Here is a 22,280-nt window from a genome sequence, read left to right on the forward strand (position 1 = left end):
GTGCATCGATGAGTACAATTAAAGCAGAACACCAAATATCACCCGTCTTCGTTTTCTTTTTAATTCACGGTGCACAATTTGGTGCTGGTGTTCTCGGATTCGCTCGAATCATTGCAAAGGCAGCTGGATACGACGGCTGGATGGGAGTTTTAATTACAGGAATCGGTATCCATATTCTTATATGGATGATGTATTTCTTATTAAAAGAAACAAACGGAAATTTAATTGATTTACATCGGCAAACATTTGGGAAATGGCTAGGAAACGGCATTAGTATCATCTTTATGGCTTATTTTTTTATTGTAAGTATTTCTGTAGTTAGAACATATGTCGAAATTATTCAAGTATGGATGTTTCCTAGTGCATCCACCTGGATGCTCACATTCTTTTTATGCTTAATAAGTTATTACATTATTTCATCAGGCTTCCGCGTCATTACAGGCATTTGTGTCATTTCTGTTGGCGGGACCTTAGGATATCTTTTTCTAAGTCTTTTTATTTTGAAATTCGCACATTGGGATAATTTACTTCCGATGTTTTCACATTCTTTTACCGATATTTTGAAAGCGGCCAAACTATCTATTTATAGTATGACAGGGTTTGAAATTTTTCTTATGGTTTATCCGTTTGTTAAAGAGCCAGAGAAGTCCCATAAATTCGCACAATATGGGGCATTATTCTCTAACTGCTTATATTTGTTTAGTACTATTCTCGCTTTTACTTTCTTTAGTGAAAAACAACTACTCAAAACAATTTGGTCTCAACTTTCAATGACACAAGTTATTAAGCTTCCTTTTATAGAGCGACTTGAGTATATTGCTATTTCCGCTTATGCTCTCGTTATTGTTACGAGCTTTATTCTACCTTTATGGGCTGCTACTAGAGGAACTCATGAAATCTTTCGTGTTAAGCAACGTAGCATTTTAATCGCCTTTATGCTTATCACCTTAGTTGTTTCACAACTTTTAACGAACAGGCATGATATTAATGATTTTATTAGCAATACATCTAAAGTTAGTTTTTGGCTTATATATGTATACATCCCAATTCTATTTATTATTGTGTGGGTGAAAAGAAAATGGAAAAAACCAAAAGAAAATTAATACTTCTTATTTGCATCAGTATCTTCAGTCTAACTGGTTGCTTACAAAAAAATATTATTGATGATGTTCAACTCATTCAAGGAACTGTCTTCGATACAGCAAAAGATAATAAAGTAAAAGTTACATTTGTTTGTCCTATACAAAAAAAGGGCAATAAAGTTCAAGTTTATGAGGGAACAGGAAACGCAGTAAAACAAGTAAAGGCAGATACATCTTTAGAATCTTCGCAACCGTTCGCAAGCGGTCAAATGCGTGTTGCCTTATTCACAACAAAGGTTGCTAAAAAAGGATTATCCACCTCCTTTGACACATTAATTCGTGATGTGAATATTGGTAATTCACTGTATGTGGGACTATTAGAAGGAAGTGGTACTGAACTATTTAAAGGAAAATACAGTACATCTTATAATGTTGCAATTTATATAAAAAAAATGTTAGAACATAATATGGAAACCGGCCCTTTACCAACTGACAATTTATATTTAGGTGCTTTTCGGTACTACCGTGAAGGACAAGATTCTTATATGCCTATCCTGAAAAAACATGGAGATAAAATAAAAATTACTGGTATCGGTCTCTTAAAAAAGGATAAGTTAGTTGGAACAATCAAGTACCAAGATATGTTTGTTTTCAAAGGACTACTAGAAAAGCACCGCTTAGACTCACATGAATTTAAAACCAATCCTGGCTATGCAATGATTAATAATATCCGTTCCGTCCCTACCTACGAAGTAAACATAAAAAACGGAAAACCTTCTTTCTATATTCATGTGAAAATGGAAGCTCGTATTCAGGAGCTCTCTAGAAAATTTAATTTAGAAAACAAAAAAAATACAACAAAAATAGCTAAGTCAGTCGAAAAGCAATTAGACGTGAAAGCTACAAAACTTATTAAACAATTTAAATCTCTAAATGTTGATCCTCTTGGACTGGGGGCAAAATATAGACAACATTATCGCTCATTCAAATTAGAAGAGTGGCGAAGAATGTATAAAGATGTTCCAATTCAAGTGAAATATACTGTCAACATTACAAATTCTGGTGTAATTGAATGATAATGATTGAACTCCTCTCTCCAGCATGATACAACGGAAAGAGGAGTTTTTATTTTTAAATAGAGAAAAGGGATATTTACGGGGGAGCTTATGTCTAAAAAATTAGTAAAACCTATTTTAAATGGTATTTTATTTCTCGGCGTCTTTTTATTTGCTCATACATACTTAAAAAATGTTTCTTTCACACGTTATTTACTTGTAGTTATACCAATGCTACTCATCGGAATGTTTGGCATCGATCTTATTTTATCCGTTTTAATTAAGAAAGAAGAATAACGAGCGAACATCTTATTTCTCATAAGATGTTCTTTTTATTTAATAACTACCTTATGTTACAATAAAATTCGGCATAACGTAAGAAAGGATGAAACAACATGACAAACGAAAAAGGTTTAGATAAAGGATACGAACTTGTTGCAAAAATGCATGAAGAATTCGGACATCCTGTGACAAGTACTCCAACAAAACTAACAGAAGAGCGTGCAAAAATTCGTGCTAGCTTTATGCAAGAAGAGCTAGAAGAATTTCTAGAAGCAACAACTGTTGAAGATCAATATGATGCACTTATTGACCTTATTTACTTTGCATTCGGAACGTTTGCAGAAATGGGCGTACGTCCAGATAAAGGATTCGAAATTGTAAACAATGCTAACATGGCAAAACTATTCCCTGATGGAAAGCCTCGATTCCGCGAGGGCGACGGCAAAATTATGAAACCAGAAGGATGGCAAGCACCGGAACCACAACTTCGTGCGGAAATCGAACGCCAACGTCAAGAGGCAGAAAAAAACTGCTAGGATCTCCTAGCAGTTTTTTATTATGTCTTTTTTTCTTTGGTCTATTAATGACCCACGTGTCCCGCGTGTCCTGCTGCTCCTGCAGTACCAGCTGCTGCTCCTGCTGCCGTTCCTGCTCCAATTCCACCTGCCCAAGGCTGTTGTTGCTGCTGATACTGTTGGTATTGTTGTTGACCTTGATGTTGTTGTTGACCTTGATGTTGGTGTTGACCTTGGTGATGATGTTGACCTTGGTGATGGTGTTGACCTTGGTGATGATGTTGACCTTGGTGATGGTGTTGACCTTGGTGATGATGTTGACCTTGGTGATGATGTTGGCCTTGGTGATGGTGTTGACCTTGATGAGTTTGATAAAGGACAGCCTGCGGGTGAATTTGATGATGACCTTGGTGATGTACTTGTTGCTGATGGTGGCCGTGGTGATCTTGATGACCGTGGTGCTGATGGTGGCCTTGGTGCTGATGGTGGCCTTGGTGATGGTGTTGGTGTGTTTGGAAAAGAACAGCCTGCGGATGAATTTGATGATGACCATGATGATGTACTTGTTGTTGATGATGACCGTGGTGCTGATGATGGCCTTGGTGACCATGATGGCCGTGTTGTTGATGATGGCCATGATGCTGATGATGACCGTGGTGCTGATGATGACCGTGTTGTTGATGATGGCCGTGATGCTCATGATGACCGTGAACACCTTGAGGGAATCCGCCGATTCCACCAGCTACAACACCAACGCCAGGTACAGGAAATCCTGTTTGTACACCGCCAACGAAAGATGGAAATGTAGTTGGCATACCTACAGGCACTCCTCCTTGTGTACCTCCTACTACTGCTGGAAATCCTGTTTGCACTCCAGCTACTGACGTTGGGAATCCTGTTTGTACACCCGCCACTGACGTCGGAAATCCTCCAGCTGCTCCTCCCATCCAACTTGGGATTCCGCCATATCCGTGTTGACCATCTCCTCCCATAAACATCATTTGTCCATAACTATCCGATCCACCTCCGAAGAAGCCATGTGGTGCATTATTGTCCATCCCTTTCATTCCTTTCACCTCTTCTGCTCAATTTAACCTACCTTTTTTATCATATTTCCTATAGAAGAATAGGTGTTTGTCTATATAGGAATTCCGCACCTTTTTCTTCGTTCTCCATTCATGATAGGATTAATTGACTGATTATTTTTCTTTCACTTGAAAGGGGGCATTTCCATTGGAGAACATAGCAAAAGCTTCCATCGACGATTTAGATTCAATCGTACATATAGATGTTAATGTAATCGGAGACGATAGTAGACGAGATTATATTAAACACGCTATTGATGAAGGAACCTGCATCATTGCAAAAGAGGACAATTCCATTTCTGGTTTTCTAACATACGATACAAATTTCTTTGGTTATACTTTCCTCTCATTAATCATTGTTTCGCCAACGAAAAGAAGACAAGGTCATGCAAGCTCATTAATCTCATATATGTTAAGACATTCTCCTACTCAAAAAATATTTTCTTCAACGAACAAATCGAATACAAATATGCAAAAAGTTTTTAAAGCAAATGGATTTATGCGTAGTGGAATGATCGAAAACTTAGATGAAGGTGATCCTGAGCTTATTTTTCACGCAAAAAAGCTCAGAGCATAAACGCTCTGAGCTTTTATTAATAATTAATTAGTTTGCAACAACGTTAACAAGTTTTCCAGGAACAACAATTACTTTACGAACTGTTTTTCCTTCAATTTGTTCTTTGATTGCCTCAAGTGCAAGTTGTTCCATTTCTTCTTTTGATGCGTCTTTACTCATTGTTAGTTTTGTGCGAACTTTGCCCATAATTTGAACAACGATTTCAACTTCATCTTCTACAAGTTTAGACTCATCAAATGTTGGCCAGCTTGCATATGTGATTGTTTCACTGTATCCAAGTTTGCTCCATAGTTCTTCCCCGATGTGAGGTGCAACTGGTGCAATCATTTTTACGAAACCTTCTACATATTCTTTCGGAAGTGTTTCAGCTTTGTATGCATCGTTGATGAATACCATCATTTGAGAAATCGCTGTGTTGAAGCGAAGCTCTGCATAGTCTTCTGTTACTTTCTTCACTGTTTGGTGGTAAGCTTTTTCAAGATCTTTGTTTGGTGCATCAGTAATTTTCTCACTCAATTCACCGTTCTCTTGAATGAATAGGCGCCATACGCGGTCTAGGAAGCGACGAGCTCCTTCAAGACCATTTTCAGACCAAGCGATTGAAGCATCTAATGGTCCCATGAACATTTCGTATAGACGAAGTGTATCTGCACCGTGGCTTGCTACGATATCATCAGGATTTACAACGTTACCTTTTGATTTACTCATTTTCTCGTTGTTTTCACCTAAGATCATACCTTGGTTGAATAATTGTTGGAACGGTTCTTTCGTTGGAACTACACCGATATCATATAATACTTTATGCCAGAAACGAGCATATAGTAAGTGAAGTACAGCGTGCTCTGCTCCACCGATATAAATATCAACTGGAAGCCATTGTTTTACTTTTTCAGGGTCTACAAGTGCTTCGCTGTTGTTTGGATCGATGTAGCGTAGGTAGTACCAGCAGCTACCAGCCCATTGTGGCATTGTATTTGTTTCACGACGACCTTTTTTACCAGTTTCAGGATCAACAACATTTACCCACTCTTCAATGTTTGCAAGTGGTGATTCACCTGTACCTGAAGGACGAATATTCTCTGTTTTCGGAAGAACTAATGGTAATTCTTCTTCTTTCACAGCTGTCATTGTACCATCTTCCCAATGGATTACTGGAATTGGCTCACCCCAGTAACGTTGGCGACTAAATAACCAGTCACGTAGACGGTACGTTACTTTTTGATTTCCTGCGCTTGTTACTTCAAGCCACTCAATCATTTTTACAATTGCTTCTTCTTTATTTAAACCATCAAGGAATGCTGAGTTTACGTGCGCACCATCACCTGTATATGCTTCTTTCGAAATGTCTCCGCCTTTTACAACTTCCTTCATTGGAAGATTGAACGTTGATGCGAATTCATAGTCACGCTCATCGTGAGCTGGAACTGCCATTACAGCACCTGTTCCGTAAGTTGCAAGAACATAATCAGCGATCCAGATTGGTAATTTCTCACCGTTTACTGGGTTAACTGCGTAAGCACCAGTAAATACACCAGTTTTTTCTTTCGCAAGTTCTGTACGCTCTAAATCGCTCTTCATTTTAACAGAGTTAATGTAAGCTTCTACAGCTTCTTTTTGTTCTGGTGTTGTAATGTTAGCAACAAGTGCATGCTCTGGAGCCAGTACACAGTAGCTTGCTCCAAATAGTGTATCAGGACGCGTTGTGAAAACTGTGAACTTCTCATCTGTACCGTCGATGTTGAAGTGTACTTCTGCACCTTCAGAACGACCAATCCAGTTACGTTGCATGTCTTTTAAGCTTTCTGGCCAATTAAGCTCATCTAGATCTTCTAATAGACGATCTCCGTAAGCTGTAATTTTTAACATCCACTGTCTCATCGGACGACGCTCAACTGGATGTCCACCACGCTCACTCTTACCGTCAATGATTTCTTCGTTTGCAAGTACTGTACCAAGTGCTGGGCACCAGTTTACAGGTACTTCATCAACGTAAGCTAAACCTTTTTCAAATAGTTTTAGGAAGATCCATTGTGTCCACTTGTAGTAGGTTGGATCTGTTGTATTTACTTCACGATCCCAATCGTAAGAGAAGCCTAATGCTTTAATTTGATTACGGAACGTATTAATATTAAGCTCTGTAAATTCAGCCGGGCTGTTCCCAGTATCAAGTGCATATTGCTCTGCTGGAAGACCGAATGCATCCCATCCCATTGGATGAAGAACGTTATATCCTTGCATACGCTTCATACGAGATAAAATATCTGTCGCTGTATAACCTTCTGGATGACCTACGTGTAAGCCTGCACCTGATGGATATGGGAACATATCTAGTGCATAAAATTTTGGTTTTTCTGTTTCATCTGGCGTACGGAATGTTTTATTCTCTTCCCAATGCCCTTGCCACTTCTTCTCAATTTCTTGATGATTAAAGCTCATGAGATACCCTCCTTGAAATTCTATTTATTTTCACCGCCCAAAATACAAAAAACCTCTCATCCCTAGAAAGGGACGAGAGGTTATAGATTCCCGCGGTACCACCCTAAATTAATGTAATAAATACATTCGCTTAGATCCGTAACGTGGATTAACGGCAATTGCTACTAATGATTTCACAACTGCAACTCAAAGGCGAGTTCATAACGAAACGTGGATTGACTTGCACCGACCGTCAACTCTCTAAACCAGCTTCTATTACTACTACTCCTTCTCACTGTTATTACAAATATGAGTTAATGTGAACTACCCACCACTTAGTATCTCTTAAGAGCTTACTTGAAGCGAGGGCTTCTCGGTTAATCGTTACTCTTGCTAACTAACGAATTCGTCTTAGGACAGCCGAGCTAACTCCCTTGTTCCAAAGGATATTTTATTACTATTTATTTAAATATATTCTAAAACATGTTGCATGTTCCGTCAAACTAAACTGCAATTTTTTCTTCAACTGTTTCTTCTACTTTTACTCGTCTATCATAAATACTCGTTGCTATAAGCGCTACTACAAGCATTACCATGATCGCAATAAACAATACTTCCATATTGTATAAGTCAACAATCGCTCCGCCAACGACCGGTCCGAACATTTTCCCTACAGTCGCTGCGCTATTTACAACACCTTGATAAAATCCTAGCTTATCTTTCGGTGCAAGTATATTTGCGATGGTCGGAACTGCCGGCCATACGAATAATTCACCAATTGTTAATGTCACCATCGCAATGAGAAACATCGTAAATTGCTGCGCTTGGCTTAAAACAATAAACGACGCCGCAAAAATGACGATTCCAATCATAATTTGTTGTTTTAAAGAACGCTTCATCCAGCGAATTAACATACTAACAAGTGGCTGCGCACAAACAATCATCGCTCCGTTTATCGTCCATAATAAACTATAATGGCGGAGGCTAATATCTAATTCTCGCATATGAGTCGCAATTGCCCCTTGCCACTGTACGTATGTAACCCAGCATAAAGCATATGCTACACATACGATTAGAAGCGCTTTGAAGCCAGGTGTAAGTGACCAACCTTTTTTCGTTTCGGATTCTTTTTGTACCTCTTGCTCTTTTTTTGCTTCCATACCACGAAATCCAATAAACGCAATTAAGAAGAAAATAAAATATAAAATAAAGTTCGCTAAGAAAATATAATCAAAACGATAAGACGCAACTAATCCACCGCACGCTGTTCCAATCGCAATCCCAACGTTTTGTCCAACATACATTGCATTGAACGCTCGTCTCCCGCCTTCTGGCCAAACCGTACCGACCATCGCATACATCGATGGAAACACCATTCCAGAACCGAATCCGATTAATGCTAGCCACACAACATATAATGGCCAACCATGGAAAAATACAAGACCTAAAATCGATACAAGTGTAATGACAATCCCTACTAAAATTGATTTATAACCGCCCCATTTATCAAATAAAACACCGCCGAGCAAGTTTCCGATTACACCAGTAAGCGAGTTGATCATTAATACCATTCCGGCTACTGATAAAGATTTCCCTAAACTATCATGTAAGTAAATTGTATTAAAAGGCCATAAAAAAGAAGCACCCGTGACATTAATAATCATCCCAGCTACTAATAGCCATACTTTCCTTGGCATAGTCTCCCCTCCTATTCTCTTTTTTTCGTTCATATATATAACAGTAAAATTGTAGTCGTTTTTAAATAGGAAGGCAACTGATTAATAGTTGATGAAATTCAGATAATAGCACAAAGACGATTAGAATGTATTCTAATCGTCTTTGTAAAATATTAATCTATAAATAATGGAATCGTTCCCTCGCGAGAGGTTATCCAACTTCCTTTTTACGTTTTGCACTTTCTTTCGCACTCCATTTAAATATTTTGTCTAGTAGAGAGTATATTCTCCCAGACTCCTTCGTTAATAATGGCCCTAGCGACGCCAATATTAAAACATATAAAGCTGAGAATGGTTTAATCGTTGCCATTAAGCCACCCGCTATTCCGAGATTCGCGACAATAATGGAGAATTCCCCACGTGATATAAGTGTTAAACCGATATTCGTAGAAGTCTTATGCGATAACCCGGCTTTACGCCCTGCAATCATTCCAGCTGTAAAATTACCGATGAGAGTAATGAAAACTGCTCCTAATGCCAACCATACTGCTCCTCCAAGCGAAAACGGATCTATACTTAAACCGAAGCTGAAGAAAAATATAGCTCCAAAGAAATCACGAAACGGGACGACGAGATGCTCGATCCGGTCACTATGCTCTGTTTCTGAAAAGACGAGTCCTAACAATAAAGCCCCAATCGCTTCCGCAACATGAATTGTTTCTGAAAATCCTGCTACAAAGAATAAAATAGCGAATATTACGATAATAAAAATTTCGTTTGACGAAATATCTAATACTTTATTTAGGAACGGCGTAGCTTTTCTAGCGATTACAAAGAATAGTAACATATATCCTACTGCGATTAGTACGGATGTAAGAGCACCTACAAATGATGTTGCACCTCCGAGTACTAATCCTGAAACAACTGATAAATATACAGCTAAAAAGATATCATCAAACATAATGATTCCTAAAATTAGCTCTGTCTCTTTATTACCAGATCTTCTTAAATCAACGATTACTTTCGCTACAATTGCACTCGATGAGATTGTAATAATTCCAGCAATAATTAATGTTTCTAGTAAGGGGAAGCCCATAACATATCCATAAAGTAAACCTAATATGAAATTAAGCGATATATGAACACTACCCCCAAAAGCAATCGACTTTCCTGATTTAATTAATTTTTTTATTGAGAATTCTAAGCCTAAATAGAATAGGAGGAATATGACGCCTACACGGCCGAGGAAGGAAATAACTTCTCCGCTTTCAATAAACCTTAAATCGATAAGTCCTAAATCTGGGGCATGAGGCCCCACTAACATACCGAGTATAATGAGAAACGGAATAATCGAGAACTTTAACTTCGCAGCGAGGATAGCTGCAAAAGCTACTAATACTAACGCAGTTCCAACTTCAAAAATTAAAGTATCCATCGATTAGGAATCACCTCCTGCTGAAAGCAATTCATTAATAATTCTTTTCACTTCATGTCTTTCACCCGACAATACGAGCATATCGCCAGCTTCAATAATAGAGTCTGGACCTGGATTAAAGAATTTCTTCATATTCTTTTTCAAAATAGCAATAATCGTTACGTTATACGTTTTTCTGACATGTAAGCTACCAATTGTTTGTTGTACTACTGGTGCATTATTCTCCACCTTAAACCATTCAATTGATAATCCTTCAAAAGCCATCTCAATTGTGTCTAGCGCTTGCGGCCTATATACCATTCCGCCTAATATAGCCGCAATTTGTCTCGCTTCAGAATCACGAAGAGAAATGCTTGAAATACTCTCATCGTGATCCGCATCAAAATGATACATTTCTCTTCGGCCATCATCATGAATAACGATAACCATTTTTTCATTACCTTTTGTTATCACTTCGAATTTACATCCAATGCCCGGTAGTTCACTCTCTCTAATATTCATATTTTCCGCCTCCTAAAGTTTTTAGTTACGGCTTTTACAAATCTACATCAATCTCTGTTTTAAACTTCTCATCTTTTGAGATTCCTAAATACTTGAGCGTTTCTGATGGAGTTGCGTGATGAAAATGCTTTTGCAATAGCGCAATCGCTATTCCTCTTTTGTACGCATGAAATCCAAATGTTTTTCGCATTGAATTCGTTCCAATCTTTCCAACAATCCCAACCGCTTCAGCTGCGCTATGGATAACACGATATGCTTGTTGGCGTGAGATTGAATTTGTCGTTTTATTAGATTGAAATACGTAGTTTTCTCTTTGAGCATCAATAGATTTTACATACTCTAAAAGGGCTTCTTTTACTTTTGTATTTAAATAAATATCTTGTTTAAATTTTTCATCTTTCACAGGAAGAGAATAAAACTCTTTAACAGTCTTATCTTCATTTAATACCTCTTCAAATTTCATACTAAGTAGCTCAGTAATCTTTAATCCAGTGTTAATTCCAATAACAAATAAAAGATAATCTCGCTGCGAGTGCTCTTTTAAGTACTTTTTCATAGCCTCAATTTGGCTTATATCTTTTAATGCCTCTACAACTTCCATACATGTATCTCCTCATCTTATGAACGGTAATTTTCTCATTATCCTGTCCATTTTACCTTATCATGCTATGAGATTTCCATGTATTATCCATTATTTTCACAATATACTCTTACGACAATTTTTCATTTTGAAATTTATGATTGTACAAATACGGTGTGGGTAGAAAAAATAGGGGGAGTACAAGTTCAGCTTCTTTCTACAGATCGGATTCCTCCTTTCATTTTTCGGTTGCTGATACTTTCATATTATGTTACTTATTTACATTATATTATATATTTCAGTAACATTAAAGTGTTTTTTCTGAAAATACAAAAAGCCGAGCACTTTCACTCGGCTTTTTACCTATTAATCTTCTTTTGGAAGAACAATTCCTTTATACAATTGAACTGTAATGAAGTAATAAATCGCATAAATAACTACGAAAATTACGATTGGTACCCAAATACGGAAGTAAGGATCCATTAAAATAAATCCGAAAATATTCATACCAACTAATACGTGAGCGATCCCCACAATTGCTGGGAATAAGAATACTAAGAATAATTCTTTATAAATCGATTTCGTTAATAACTCACGACGCACACCGATTTTGCGAAGCATTTGATAACGCGTAATATCTTTTGATGCACCAGAAAGAATTTTAAACATTAAACAACTTGCCATCATTGCTAAGAACGCAATTCCAAGGAAGAATCCCATAAATACTGTTCCACTCGCAATGCCGTAGAATCCATTGTAAGATTGATATTTACTATCTAATCTTTCAGCTTTTACATTTTTATATTTAACTAGCTGCAACTCGTCAAGTTTTTTCCATTCTTTTGTGTATGCTACAAAATCGTCTGTTTTTCCAGTAACTACGATTCCTTCTTTACCATTTACAGTATCGTACATTTTCTGATCTACAATTTTAATTGCATGATCTTCATATAGATAAAATGGCTGAATTGTTCTGAAAGCCTCGTTCCATTCTTCTGGAAGTTCTTTAGCACTCGCATCTTTTTCATTCATTTCTCTAGAAACTGCACCTACTGGTAGTTCCTCTGAAACTTTCTTTATTTTTCCTAAATCCTTCATACTTTCCATCTGTTTTGTATCTTGTACGAAAGGAGGTTTTTTCTCTAAATCTTCTTTTACATAATAAACGTATTTATTATCAACTTTGTAACGATATTCATTTTTCTCTTTAAATGTAATACCATCTAAAATTTTCTTTTCTTCAGCTGTTGGGTTATGAATAACTGAATCATATATTACTAAACCATCAACCATTTTTATAACGTTATTTTTAAACGCCATACCACCTGAAATTGCACCCGCTCCAAGAGCAACTAACATCGCTACCGTTGCAAGTACTTTCGTTAAGCTATTAATACGGAAATTTAATTGTGCAAACGTAAAAGCATTAAGTCCTTTTTCACTACGCTTTTTATTACTCTTTAACTTTCTAATGATAACTGGGAGAAGTGATCCAAATAGCATGTAAGTACCAGTTGTTGTTGTAATTAATGCAATAAGGATTCCCATTTCTCTTAGTTTTTCCATGTAAATCATTGATGCATAGCCAATTCCTAATAAAATAACAGCAAGGATTGCAACGACACCTGTCATTTTTCCTTTTACCGCAACACGTTCTGTTTGTGCATCTGCATGTACAAGTTGCAGTACTGAAATACGTGATAACTTAATACTGTTCATAATTGCTGATAATACAAATAATGCAAAGAAGAAAATGCAAGTAACGGTCATAGATGGTAGATAAAATGCCTTATAGCCTTCACCAGCAAATTCTAATTGTTTCATTAATAACTGTCCGATACCTTCTGCAAGTCCTACACCAACTGTAAGTCCAATCGCAAGAGACGCAGCACCTAATACAATCGTTTCAATAAACATAAGTAATGTAACTTTATGCTTTTTTGCACCTAACATCATGTACATACCAAACTCTTTTTGACGAAGAGATAATAAGAAAGAGTTTGCATATAAAATGTAGAAGAACGTTATAATTGCTAATAAAAATGAACCTGCTTGGAATACGAAACCAATAGACTTAATAACAGAATTGGATTCGATAAACGCTTTATTCAGCGCTAACGTTTGGAACATATAAAAAATTGAAATCGACATGACAAGACCAACAAGTAAGACAATATAATCTTTCAGCTTACTCTTTAGCCCTGACATGGAAAGTTTAAATAACATACTGGAACCTCCTTTCTTACGCTTTTTGTGTACCTAAATCTGCAAGTACATCTAAAATTTCTTTGTAGAACTCTTCACGCGTACCACCGCGATGAATTTCTTTATATAGCTCACCATCTTGAATGAATAAAATACGCTGACAGTAACTTGCACTATATGGATCATGCGTAACCATCATAATAGATACGCCTTGTTCTTCATTTAAGTTTGTCATCGCATCAAGTAAACTTGCTGCATTTTTCGAATCAAGAGCTCCTGTTGGCTCGTCTCCTAAAATAATTGCCGGCTCATGCACTAGTGCGCGTGCTGCTGCTGAACGCTGTTTCTGTCCACCGGATACTTCAGTTGGATACTTTTGAAGAATTTCTGTAATCCCTAACATATCCGCTACTTTCTCTACTTTCGGTCCAATATTACGTGATGAAACACCTTGAAGTGAAAGTGGAAGTGCAATGTTTTCATAAATAGATAAGTTCTCTAATAAGTTAAAATCTTGGAAGATGAACCCCAATTTTTGTGAACGGAAATCAGAAAGCTCACCTTGTTTCATTTTCGTAATGTCCGTACCTGCTATTTCCACAACGCCGCCTGTTGCTTTATCTAGTGTTGAAATTACATTTAATAATGTCGTTTTACCAGAACCAGAAGGTCCCATAATCCCAACAAATTCACCCTCTTGAATTGAGAATGATACGCCTTTTAATGCGTGTGATTGGTTCTCACCTTTTTTACCGTACACTTTTTGAACGTTTTTCACGTCTACAACTGGTTTCGTCATATATATCCTCCTACGTTTGTTTTTCCATTACCTATTTTGCTCCTTTTGGAGGTGAACTGCTATTTGTTAACATTACAATTACCTTACACTTTTGTAATAAAATAAAACCAGGTCGTATTTCGACCTGGTTTACTCTGATTGCTTCGATCTTTGAGGTTGTCCTTTTTTACTGTTACGCTGTTTCACTTGAACAACTGGATCAAGTTCATTTGAAAATTCAGCGTTATGTCCATTTTGCGTTTTTTGCTCTGGATTATTTTGATCTGAACGTTTCGCCATTACATTCACTCCTTATTAGTGCGGTGTAATAATCATTTGATGTTGCAATTGGCGAATTGCCATACGTGCTCTATTTAATTGCTCACGTTGCTCATCATTCGCATGTTGCTGCATAGTTTGTAAGTCGTTATATGCTTGTTCTAATTGTAACTGAGCATCCGAATACTCCATCGTATTGTAATGCTCTTGTCTCATGCCTTGGTCTAATTGTTCTTTCGCATATTCCACCGCTTGTTCTGCCTGTGTAATATACTCTTCAAGTGATTGACGCTCTGCCATAATTGTCCCTCCTTGCTTCAATTCCCCTTTAGTGTGTCCCTTCCATATGAACCTTATGAGTATGTTATAATGGATTTTGTTTCATTTTGACTCGTCTTAGGAGGGAAAGTAATGAAGGTTCAAAACCCTTTTCCATATACAAACGACAATAAACGTTATCATACATGGAATTACCACTTACGAAATGAATTTGGTGAAAAAATCTTTAAAGTTTCATTAGATGCTGGCTTCGATTGCCCGAACCGTGACGGTACAGTTGCTTACGGTGGTTGCACGTTTTGTAGTGCTGCTGGATCTGGTGACTTCGCTGGCGATCGCCGCGATGATGTTATAACGCAATATCATGAAATGAAAGAAAAAATGCACTCAAAGTGGAAAGACGGAAAATGTATCGCTTATTTTCAGGCTTACACAAATACACATGCACCACTTGAAGTGTTAAAAGAAAAATTCGAACCGCTTCTAGCAGAAAAAGACGTTGTCGGTCTTTCTATCGCAACTCGTCCAGATTGTTTACCAGACGATGTCGTTGAATATTTAGCGGACTTAAATAAACGTACGTACCTTTGGGTTGAACTCGGACTACAAACTGTTCATGAACGTACTGCAAATCTTATTAACCGTGCTCACGATTATCCATCTTATGTGGAAGGCGTAAATAAATTACGCAAACATGGCATTAGAGTTTGCTCTCATATTATTAACGGTCTTCCACTTGAAGATTACGACATGATGATGGAAACAACTCGTGAAGTAGCGAAGCTTGACGTACAAGGAATTAAAATTCATTTACTTCATTTATTAAAAGGAACGCCAATGGTGAAGCAATATGAAAAAGGACAACTCGAGTTCCTTTCTCTTGAAGATTACGTAAGTCTCGTTGTTGACCAACTTGAAATTATTCCAGAAGATGTAATTGTGCACCGCATCACAGGTGACGGTCCGCCTGATTTAATGATTGGCCCAATGTGGAGCTTAAATAAATGGGAAGTATTAAATTCCATCGATGCAGAATTTGTACGCCGCGGAAGCTGGCAAGGAAAATATGCAAATGAGGAGAAACAAAAATGAAATTAGAACGTGTATTACCGTTTGCTCGCTCGCTGCTGCAAACGGCTGTTAAAGAAGGCGATTACGCTGTAGATGCAACTTTAGGAAATGGACATGACACTTGCTTCCTAGCTGAAATCGTTGGAGATAACGGCAAAGTATTTGGATTTGATATTCAAAAAGAAGCAATTGAAAGCTCTACTATCCGCCTAAAAGAAAAAGAGCTTTTTGAACGTACTGTTTTAGTTCACGATAGTCACGATACGCTTCTATCCGTACTACCAGAAGATGCAAAAGGAAAAGTAACAGGCGCTATCTTCAACTTAGGTTACCTTCCTGGTGGTGACAAGCATATCGTTACAAAACCGAACTCAACACTCTCGGCAATTGAACAATTACTAGGAGTAATGGCACCTGAAGGAATCATCGTCCTTGTCATTTACCACGGACATCCAGAAGGACAAGTAGAACGCGACGCTGTACTTAAATTTGCAGAAGAACTAGATCAAAAAGAAGCTCACGTTTTGCGATACGGCTTCATTAACCAGCAAAATAACCCGCCATTTATTGTGGCGATTGAGAAGCGATAAAGTGAAACTTTAATCAGTGAGGTTTACTGTCCGGCAAATAGCAGGATAATTATATCAACGATTTTTCAGATATATCGATCATTCGACAAAACATAACAAAAAAAGACGTGCATTCATTGCACGTCTTTTTCTTATTCTCCTATATAATGGATGTATACAATATTTGAAGAAAGAAGGATAGAACTTTGCTAGTAGAACTAAGGGGAATTCAAAAGAAGTATGGCAAATCACTTATACTAGACAACATCGATTTATCCATTCCAGAAGGAGAAGCACTCGCTATTATTGGTGGGAACGGGACTGGAAAAAGTACTTTACTCAAAATAATTGCAGGCTTTATTCCACCTACGGCAGGGACACTTCAAAGAAAAGAACATATACAAATCAGTTATGTCCCTGAACATTTTCCTGAAGGAATTCGTTTTACATTAGAGGATTATTTATATCATCTCGGCCACATTCACGGTTTATCAACAAAATATTTAAGAAATAAAATTCCGATGCTCCTTGAATCTTTTCATCTACATCATGCAAAGCATTACGTTGTACGAAACTTTTCAAAAGGTATGAAACAAAAAACAGGCATTATGCAAGCATTACTTACGGACGTCCATTTATTAATTCTAGATGAACCTCTTTCTGGACTCGACCCTAACTCTCAGCAAGAATTAGAGCATATTTTACTCTCATTAAAACAACAAGGCATATCTATACTCTTCACATGTCACGAAAAACAACTACTAGAAAACTTCGCCGATAGAATTGTGACATTAGCAAATCATACAATTGCGGAAGATACCTCTGTGCAAAAATCAACAGAACAGGTCTATATTGAGGCAATTGTTCACGAAACATTTTCAGCTATAGAACTACAAAAGCAATCAGGATTTATACAAGTTACACACAATTCAAATCAAAACCTCATTCAATTACAAATCGAAAAGGAATATGCAAACGAAATACTTCAGTTTTTATTACATAAAAAAGCATCTATCACACTGCTACAGCCTAATTTTTAAATCGAAAGAAGGTTTATTATGTTTGCGCTTATTCGTTACCATTTTCTCGACTACACGAAATCGTATAAGTACATTCCTCCTATTGCGATGTACTGCATAAGCTTACTTTTTGTATATACATATAAACCAACTCCCATTGTACCAACATACTTAGAAACAGCACTCGCACTTTATTTATTATCCGCCTGGATTACAGTCACAATTTTTCATACTGAAGATCCTGTACAAGAACAAATCACTATTTCACATACAAATAATATTTCGGCATTATACGTTGGTAAATATATTACGGCTCTTCTTATTTGTACTGTTTTATCTTTTATATCCGTAATCTATCCAATTATTTTGCAAATGTTTAATGAAAAAATGACAGCTTCTTTATTTCTAGTCGGATTTCTCGCTCACATGTCTTTATCTATACTAGGAATTTCAATCGCAACATTATTTACTAGGAATATTATTCAAAAAGCAAGCACCGCTTGGCTTAGTCTTACATTTATATTACTTATGACGATTGCCTCAATCCGGTTAAAAAAAGAGTTACTATGGTTTTTACCACCTGTCGAAAGCTTTATAATGCTTGGACAATACAAATATAATATACTTACTCACACTCTATGGCTTACAGCTTGGGCTATCGTATATTCATTTTTATTACTTACTTTATTTCTTTTTCTCGTTCGCAGAAAACGTTTTTGATTACATATTAAAGGGGACTAAACAATGATTGGAATACTAGCAGGAATGGGTCCAAAATCAACCGGACCATTCGTCGATACAGTTGTAGCAGAGTGCCAAACAATTTATGGAGCAAAGCATGATATGGACTTTCCTCATATGATGATTTATTCGTGCCCAACACCGTTTTATATGGATCGCCCTATTGATCATGCGGCGATGAAAAAAGCGATTATTGAAGGAGCGCAAAAACTTGAAAGTACTGGTGTAGATTTCATCGCAATGCCATGTAATACAGCGCATCTTTATTTCGAGGAATTACAGCGTTCTATTACCATTCCTATTTTGAATATAGTCGATGAGACGTTAAAAGCAATTCCTGAAAATACAAAAAGAGTCGCTCTTCTTGCAACAGAAGCGACTGTTCAAGCAAGTATTTACCAAGATGGAATTACAAAACGTGATATAGAGTACATTCATAATGAACAATGGCAAGAAATGATTAATCAAATTATTACTTGTATTAAAGGCGGAGAAATTGAGGAAGCTCGTAAATTATGGAGTCTGCTCGTTTTACAGTTAAAAGACGAAGTAGATACCGCTATTATCGCATGTACCGATTTGAATGTGGTGGTGAGTGAGGACTTTGTTGATTCCGCTCAATGTCTTGCGAAAGCAGTTGTTAGGATCTATGCATCAAATATAAAAAAGTCTTCATAAACATAGAACACATCCTTTTTAAAATGTGTTTTATGTTTGATAAAAACAACCAAAACTTTTAACTTTTTTCACAATTATTTCAAAGTAATCACACTTAATCTCGCTATATTAAATAAGTAGTTTATTCATATAGGGAAGGTTAGGGGAACTGAAGTATGAAGGTAAATCGTTCGCTTCATTATATTTTTTGGAGGTGGCATTTTTACGCCGGGCTTTTTATTACGCCGCTTCTTATTACATTGTCACTGAGCGGAATTGGGTATTTATTTCGGGAGGAAGTTGAAGATTTCATCTATAAAGATTTATATTTTGGGAAGAGCGCCCAAACAGAGTCTATTTCGATGGCTGATTCGCTTTTCTTAACAGAGAAAAAATATCCACATTATAGTGTGGCGAAAATTAGTGAGTTTAATGGGGATTATAATACGAGACTTACTATTGCAAATGAATATACAGGAAAGCAAAAATATGTGTATTTAGATAGCAATAATCAAATTGTTGGAGATCAAAATGCAAGTGAAACTTTTGCCAATATAATGCGGGAATTACATAGTTCTCTTTTAGTTGGTGGTACTGTCGTCAACTATACTGTAGAGCTTGCGGCATGCTGGACAATCTTTTTAATTGTGACTGGATTGTATATGAGTATACGCCAATTCAAAAACACACCCGCATCCACTAAGCGAGAAAAAGCAAAACGACGTCATTCTATTATCGGTATTATATTTACAATTCCACTCGTTTTGTTAGTCGCATCTGGATTACCATGGTCAGGATTTATGGGGAACCAAATTTATAAAATCGCATCGTCGAATGAATCGATTGGATATCCGACATTGTATATGGCACCGCCTGAATCGAAGGTAAAAGAATTACCGTGGGCAACTAGAAAAGAAGCTCCTCCTGAATCGAATTCAAATGAGCCAAAAGCAATTTCTGTCGATGAATTACAAAAAGGAATTGAAATAAAGAAGCCATATGTTATCTCACTACCGGCTGATCCGAAAGGTGTATTCACCGTTTCGAAATCAAGCGGTTCCGGTATTACGGGTATGCATGTCGCACCAAATGAAGAAATAACAGCTTATTTTGATCAATATAGCGGAGAACTTATTTCCAAAACGGACTATCGTGATTATGGATTATTTGCACAATGGTTTACTTACGGTATCCCGCTTCACGAAGGACATTTATTCGGATGGCCAAATAAAATATTATGCTTACTAACGACATTATCTTTATTACTTCTCATTTATTACGGAATAAAAATGTGGTTAGCAAGAAAGCCAAAAGGAAAATTAGCAGCACCGCCAAAGCAAAGAGATAAGAAAAGCATAATCGTTTTCTTTATCATGATGGTTATACTAGGCGCTGTCATGCCTTTATTCGGACTATCTGTTTTAGTTATTTTCGCAATTGAACTTCTCATATATGTATTTTCAAAAATACAATCATAATAAGAAAACCACTCTACAAGAGTGGTTTTCTTCATCACTGCGCCATTTTCTTTCGGTACATCTTCCCGTTCCAGTAGAAGAATCGTGAAGTGAGCCCTCCGTATTTTACAATGCGCCGTGCCATTTTGTGCATATTCTTTTGCGCTGATACTTTTTGATCTGATAAATAAATACCAAGTAATCCTCGGCTTATGAGACGATGAAACTTCGCATGAGGCAAATCACCAATGCTCTTCTCTGCTTCTTCTACAAAATGTTTCATACGATCTAATATAGCTTGCTCGTTTTCATAATAACTACAGAAATTCAAATCTCCGCCGATACGGTCTTCTTCTTGATCGATGAAATAATCAAGTAAAATGTGAAGTCCTTGTACGTATGGAAAATACCCTTGTCTAATTTTCACAATATCTTCTTCATGTAACTCATCATGAAATGCATATGCTACAAGACAGAAAATTCCAAGCGTAGAACCTGCACATGCTGAAAACTCAAACCAACTCATCGGTGGTAAATTTTCTTTATGCGCTTCAAACCATGTTTTTAAGCGTGGTTCTCTTTCTTCTAACTTCACGTGTTTATGAATTTGCAAATCACAATAATAACAAGCAAGTTCATGAAGAATTGGAGCAATTTTATCATAATGCTTCGTTTTCTTTAAAACATCCTGACATGTTTCAACAAGCTCATCTAAATAACCACCATCATCTTGATCATCACGATAACGATAATAGTTACCGCCCCCTTCAACTTCAGGGCTTAATGCCATTACCATCGACTCATGAAGAGCCGCAAAGTCTTTCGGGTCAAGTGATGTACTACGATCACATAAATTATCTAAATAGTCGCTAATCGTTTGATAAGCTACGATAAAACGAATACATTCCTCACGATGTTCATTTGCTAGTAGCGCTAAAATGCCACCGCCCTCGCAATGAAACGTTTTATTCTCAATACTTGCGATTGCCTGACTATGAAGCTCGTCATTCGGAATATGGTAGGCACGCTCTTTCCACATCGCTAGCTCATGGTGTACTACCGGAAACACATCACGGTATACTTTCGCCATGAGCGTTATGGGATTACTCGGTACGTTCACTTCTTCCTTCATCTCCTCTATTCAATGTACAAATAATTTACTTATTTGTTTCTATTATGTTATTGATGCGTATTTCAGTAAATGACTGAATATAATTCAAAATTTCATCACGCTCATACTCATTTAATAACTCATGATAACAATTCGGCCATTCTTTAAAAGCCTTATCACTTATTTTAACATTATCAAACCAAGTACGGACACGTGTTTTATCTACAAGTTTATCCTCACAAGCCTGCATTAGCAAGAGTGGAACGTCTGGAAAATCGCCTATTTTTTTATGCGCAATTTCGATAGACTTAATCAATTCACTATACCAACGTACTGATACTTTGCGCAAGAACAATGAATCATTCTCCATCGCATCTCTCACTTCATGATTACGAGTTGACATTTCCACTGTAAGATTCGTTGCAAATTGCAATTTTGGAGCAACAACATTTAATATTTTTGAGGCAGCTCGAAGCGGAGCAGAAGGTCCAGTTAATACACCTAAACATGGTGAACTTAAAATAATACCATCTACATCTTCTCTCTTCGTTTCTTGCATCATACGAATGACAATAAGACCACCCATACTATGACCAAATATAAAAATAGGTAATCGATACTTCCTTGCCTCTTTCACCCATAATTTAACTTCCTCTATGTATTCATCAAATGAATCAATATGTCCTCTATTTCTCGAAGTCGTTCCATGTGATGGAAGGTCTCCCATCACAACGTGGTAGCCGATATGATTCCACATTTCTGCTATAGCTTCGTAACGTCCGTGATATTCCATTGCGCCGTGCACGATAACGACTACAGCTTTCGCTTCCTCTGCTTCATAATTCCACATACGGACCTCCTCCATTTCACTCTTTCTCATAATTTGATACACTAAAACTAGTCTCTAGGAA

Annotated in this window: 23 protein-coding genes and 1 other annotated feature; of the genes, 11 read left to right on the forward strand and 12 right to left on the reverse strand. The window is 37.0% G+C overall.

From position 1 onward, the window contains the following. Window positions 1–8: 8 nt before the first annotated feature. The 4 genes from MKX37_RS23115 (at window position 9) to MKX37_RS23130 (ending at window position 2,955) form a co-directional block, all read left to right on the forward strand. Window positions 9–1,103 carry a spore germination protein gene (locus MKX37_RS23115; RefSeq protein WP_078421862.1) on the forward strand — a complete coding sequence of 365 codons (1,095 nt, stop codon included), beginning with the start codon at window positions 9–11 and terminating at the stop codon, window positions 1,101–1,103. Next, the gene (locus MKX37_RS23120; RefSeq protein WP_016095960.1) at window positions 1,079–2,158 is read left to right on the forward strand and encodes a Ger(x)C family spore germination protein; all 1,080 of its coding nucleotides are present in this window, start codon (window positions 1,079–1,081) and stop codon (window positions 2,156–2,158) included. The genes MKX37_RS23115 and MKX37_RS23120 overlap by 25 nt, the downstream gene beginning before the upstream one ends. 90 nt (window positions 2,159–2,248) lie before the next feature. Then, window positions 2,249–2,434, forward strand: coding sequence for a hypothetical protein (locus MKX37_RS23125; RefSeq protein WP_002129504.1), 186 nt, complete (start codon window positions 2,249–2,251; stop codon window positions 2,432–2,434). Window positions 2,435–2,532: 98 nt separating this feature from the next. After that, the gene (locus MKX37_RS23130; protein ID WP_002034433.1) at window positions 2,533–2,955 is read left to right on the forward strand and encodes a haloacid dehalogenase; all 423 of its coding nucleotides are present in this window, start codon (window positions 2,533–2,535) and stop codon (window positions 2,953–2,955) included. 44 nt (window positions 2,956–2,999) lie between these two features. Here MKX37_RS23130 and MKX37_RS23135 read toward each other — a convergent pair whose 3' ends face one another. After that, window positions 3,000–4,001, reverse strand: a complete 1,002-nt coding sequence (locus tag MKX37_RS23135; protein WP_078421863.1) for a VrrB protein — start codon at window positions 3,999–4,001, stop codon at window positions 3,000–3,002. Between the two features lie 166 nt (window positions 4,002–4,167). On the opposite strand from MKX37_RS23135, the gene MKX37_RS23140 reads away from it, so the two are divergent. Continuing rightward, on the forward strand, window positions 4,168–4,596 hold the full coding sequence (locus MKX37_RS23140; RefSeq protein WP_033731463.1) for a GNAT family N-acetyltransferase: 429 nt from the start codon (window positions 4,168–4,170) through the stop codon (window positions 4,594–4,596). A 27-nt stretch (window positions 4,597–4,623) separates the two neighbouring features. On the opposite strand, the gene leuS is transcribed toward MKX37_RS23140, so the two are convergent. From leuS to MKX37_RS23185, 9 genes are all read right to left on the reverse strand, one after another. After that, window positions 4,624–7,032: a leucine--tRNA ligase gene (leuS, locus tag MKX37_RS23145; protein WP_078421864.1), complete on the reverse strand. Its 2,409-nt coding sequence runs from the start codon at window positions 7,030–7,032 to the stop codon at window positions 4,624–4,626. A gap of 65 nt (window positions 7,033–7,097) precedes the next feature. Next, window positions 7,098–7,316 (reverse strand) — a binding site (T-box leader). 198 nt (window positions 7,317–7,514) lie between these two features. After that, entirely contained in the window at window positions 7,515–8,708 is a 1,194-nt protein-coding gene (locus tag MKX37_RS23150) for an MDR family MFS transporter (protein WP_002129512.1), read from the reverse strand. Window positions 8,709–8,898: 190 nt separating this feature from the next. Beyond that, window positions 8,899–10,122: a cation:proton antiporter gene (locus MKX37_RS23155; protein ID WP_078421865.1), complete on the reverse strand. Its 1,224-nt coding sequence runs from the start codon at window positions 10,120–10,122 to the stop codon at window positions 8,899–8,901. A 3-nt stretch (window positions 10,123–10,125) separates the two neighbouring features. Then, the gene (locus MKX37_RS23160; protein ID WP_001026048.1) at window positions 10,126–10,623 is read right to left on the reverse strand and encodes a cation:proton antiporter regulatory subunit; all 498 of its coding nucleotides are present in this window, start codon (window positions 10,621–10,623) and stop codon (window positions 10,126–10,128) included. Window positions 10,624–10,657: 34 nt separating this feature from the next. Then, window positions 10,658–11,224, reverse strand: a complete 567-nt coding sequence (locus MKX37_RS23165) for a tyrosine-type recombinase/integrase (RefSeq protein ID WP_000454225.1) — start codon at window positions 11,222–11,224, stop codon at window positions 10,658–10,660. A 345-nt stretch (window positions 11,225–11,569) separates the two neighbouring features. Continuing rightward, on the reverse strand, window positions 11,570–13,429 hold the full coding sequence (locus tag MKX37_RS23170) for an FtsX-like permease family protein (RefSeq protein WP_002129517.1): 1,860 nt from the start codon (window positions 13,427–13,429) through the stop codon (window positions 11,570–11,572). 16 nt (window positions 13,430–13,445) lie between these two features. Continuing rightward, entirely contained in the window at window positions 13,446–14,207 is a 762-nt protein-coding gene (locus tag MKX37_RS23175) for an ABC transporter ATP-binding protein (RefSeq protein WP_002129519.1), read from the reverse strand. 129 nt (window positions 14,208–14,336) lie between these two features. Beyond that, the gene (locus tag MKX37_RS23180; RefSeq protein WP_001129345.1) at window positions 14,337–14,486 is read right to left on the reverse strand and encodes a hypothetical protein; all 150 of its coding nucleotides are present in this window, start codon (window positions 14,484–14,486) and stop codon (window positions 14,337–14,339) included. Window positions 14,487–14,501: 15 nt separating this feature from the next. Beyond that, window positions 14,502–14,765 carry a YtzC family protein gene (locus tag MKX37_RS23185; protein ID WP_002089099.1) on the reverse strand — a complete coding sequence of 88 codons (264 nt, stop codon included), beginning with the start codon at window positions 14,763–14,765 and terminating at the stop codon, window positions 14,502–14,504. Between the two features lie 111 nt (window positions 14,766–14,876). On the opposite strand from MKX37_RS23185, the gene MKX37_RS23190 reads away from it, so the two are divergent. From MKX37_RS23190 to MKX37_RS23215, 6 genes are all read left to right on the forward strand, one after another. Then, complete coding sequence (locus MKX37_RS23190) at window positions 14,877–15,836, forward strand: TIGR01212 family radical SAM protein (protein WP_002167527.1); 960 nt, start codon at window positions 14,877–14,879, stop codon at window positions 15,834–15,836. Further along, window positions 15,833–16,405 (forward strand): class I SAM-dependent methyltransferase, encoded by a 573-nt coding sequence (locus tag MKX37_RS23195; RefSeq protein ID WP_002184797.1) that lies wholly within the window; start codon window positions 15,833–15,835, stop codon window positions 16,403–16,405. The genes MKX37_RS23190 and MKX37_RS23195 overlap by 4 nt, the downstream gene beginning before the upstream one ends. A gap of 185 nt (window positions 16,406–16,590) precedes the next feature. After that, window positions 16,591–17,424: an ABC transporter ATP-binding protein gene (locus MKX37_RS23200; protein ID WP_078421866.1), complete on the forward strand. Its 834-nt coding sequence runs from the start codon at window positions 16,591–16,593 to the stop codon at window positions 17,422–17,424. Window positions 17,425–17,442: 18 nt separating this feature from the next. Then, on the forward strand, window positions 17,443–18,123 hold the full coding sequence (locus MKX37_RS23205; RefSeq protein ID WP_002067629.1) for a hypothetical protein: 681 nt from the start codon (window positions 17,443–17,445) through the stop codon (window positions 18,121–18,123). 24 nt (window positions 18,124–18,147) lie between these two features. Beyond that, the gene (locus tag MKX37_RS23210; RefSeq protein WP_002184795.1) at window positions 18,148–18,822 is read left to right on the forward strand and encodes an aspartate/glutamate racemase family protein; all 675 of its coding nucleotides are present in this window, start codon (window positions 18,148–18,150) and stop codon (window positions 18,820–18,822) included. A gap of 155 nt (window positions 18,823–18,977) precedes the next feature. Further along, entirely contained in the window at window positions 18,978–20,279 is a 1,302-nt protein-coding gene (locus MKX37_RS23215) for a PepSY-associated TM helix domain-containing protein (protein WP_078177749.1), read from the forward strand. A gap of 34 nt (window positions 20,280–20,313) precedes the next feature. On the opposite strand, the gene MKX37_RS23220 is transcribed toward MKX37_RS23215, so the two are convergent. Continuing rightward, on the reverse strand, window positions 20,314–21,378 hold the full coding sequence (locus MKX37_RS23220) for a tetraprenyl-beta-curcumene synthase family protein (protein WP_002089107.1): 1,065 nt from the start codon (window positions 21,376–21,378) through the stop codon (window positions 20,314–20,316). 37 nt (window positions 21,379–21,415) lie between these two features. Continuing rightward, window positions 21,416–22,219 (reverse strand): alpha/beta hydrolase, encoded by an 804-nt coding sequence (locus tag MKX37_RS23225; RefSeq protein ID WP_002129529.1) that lies wholly within the window; start codon window positions 22,217–22,219, stop codon window positions 21,416–21,418. Window positions 22,220–22,280: the final 61 nt, after the last annotated feature.

This window comes from Bacillus sp. FSL R5-0709, assembly GCF_038004785.1.
In the GTDB taxonomy this organism is placed as follows: domain Bacteria; phylum Bacillota; class Bacilli; order Bacillales; family Bacillaceae_G; genus Bacillus_A; species Bacillus_A mycoides.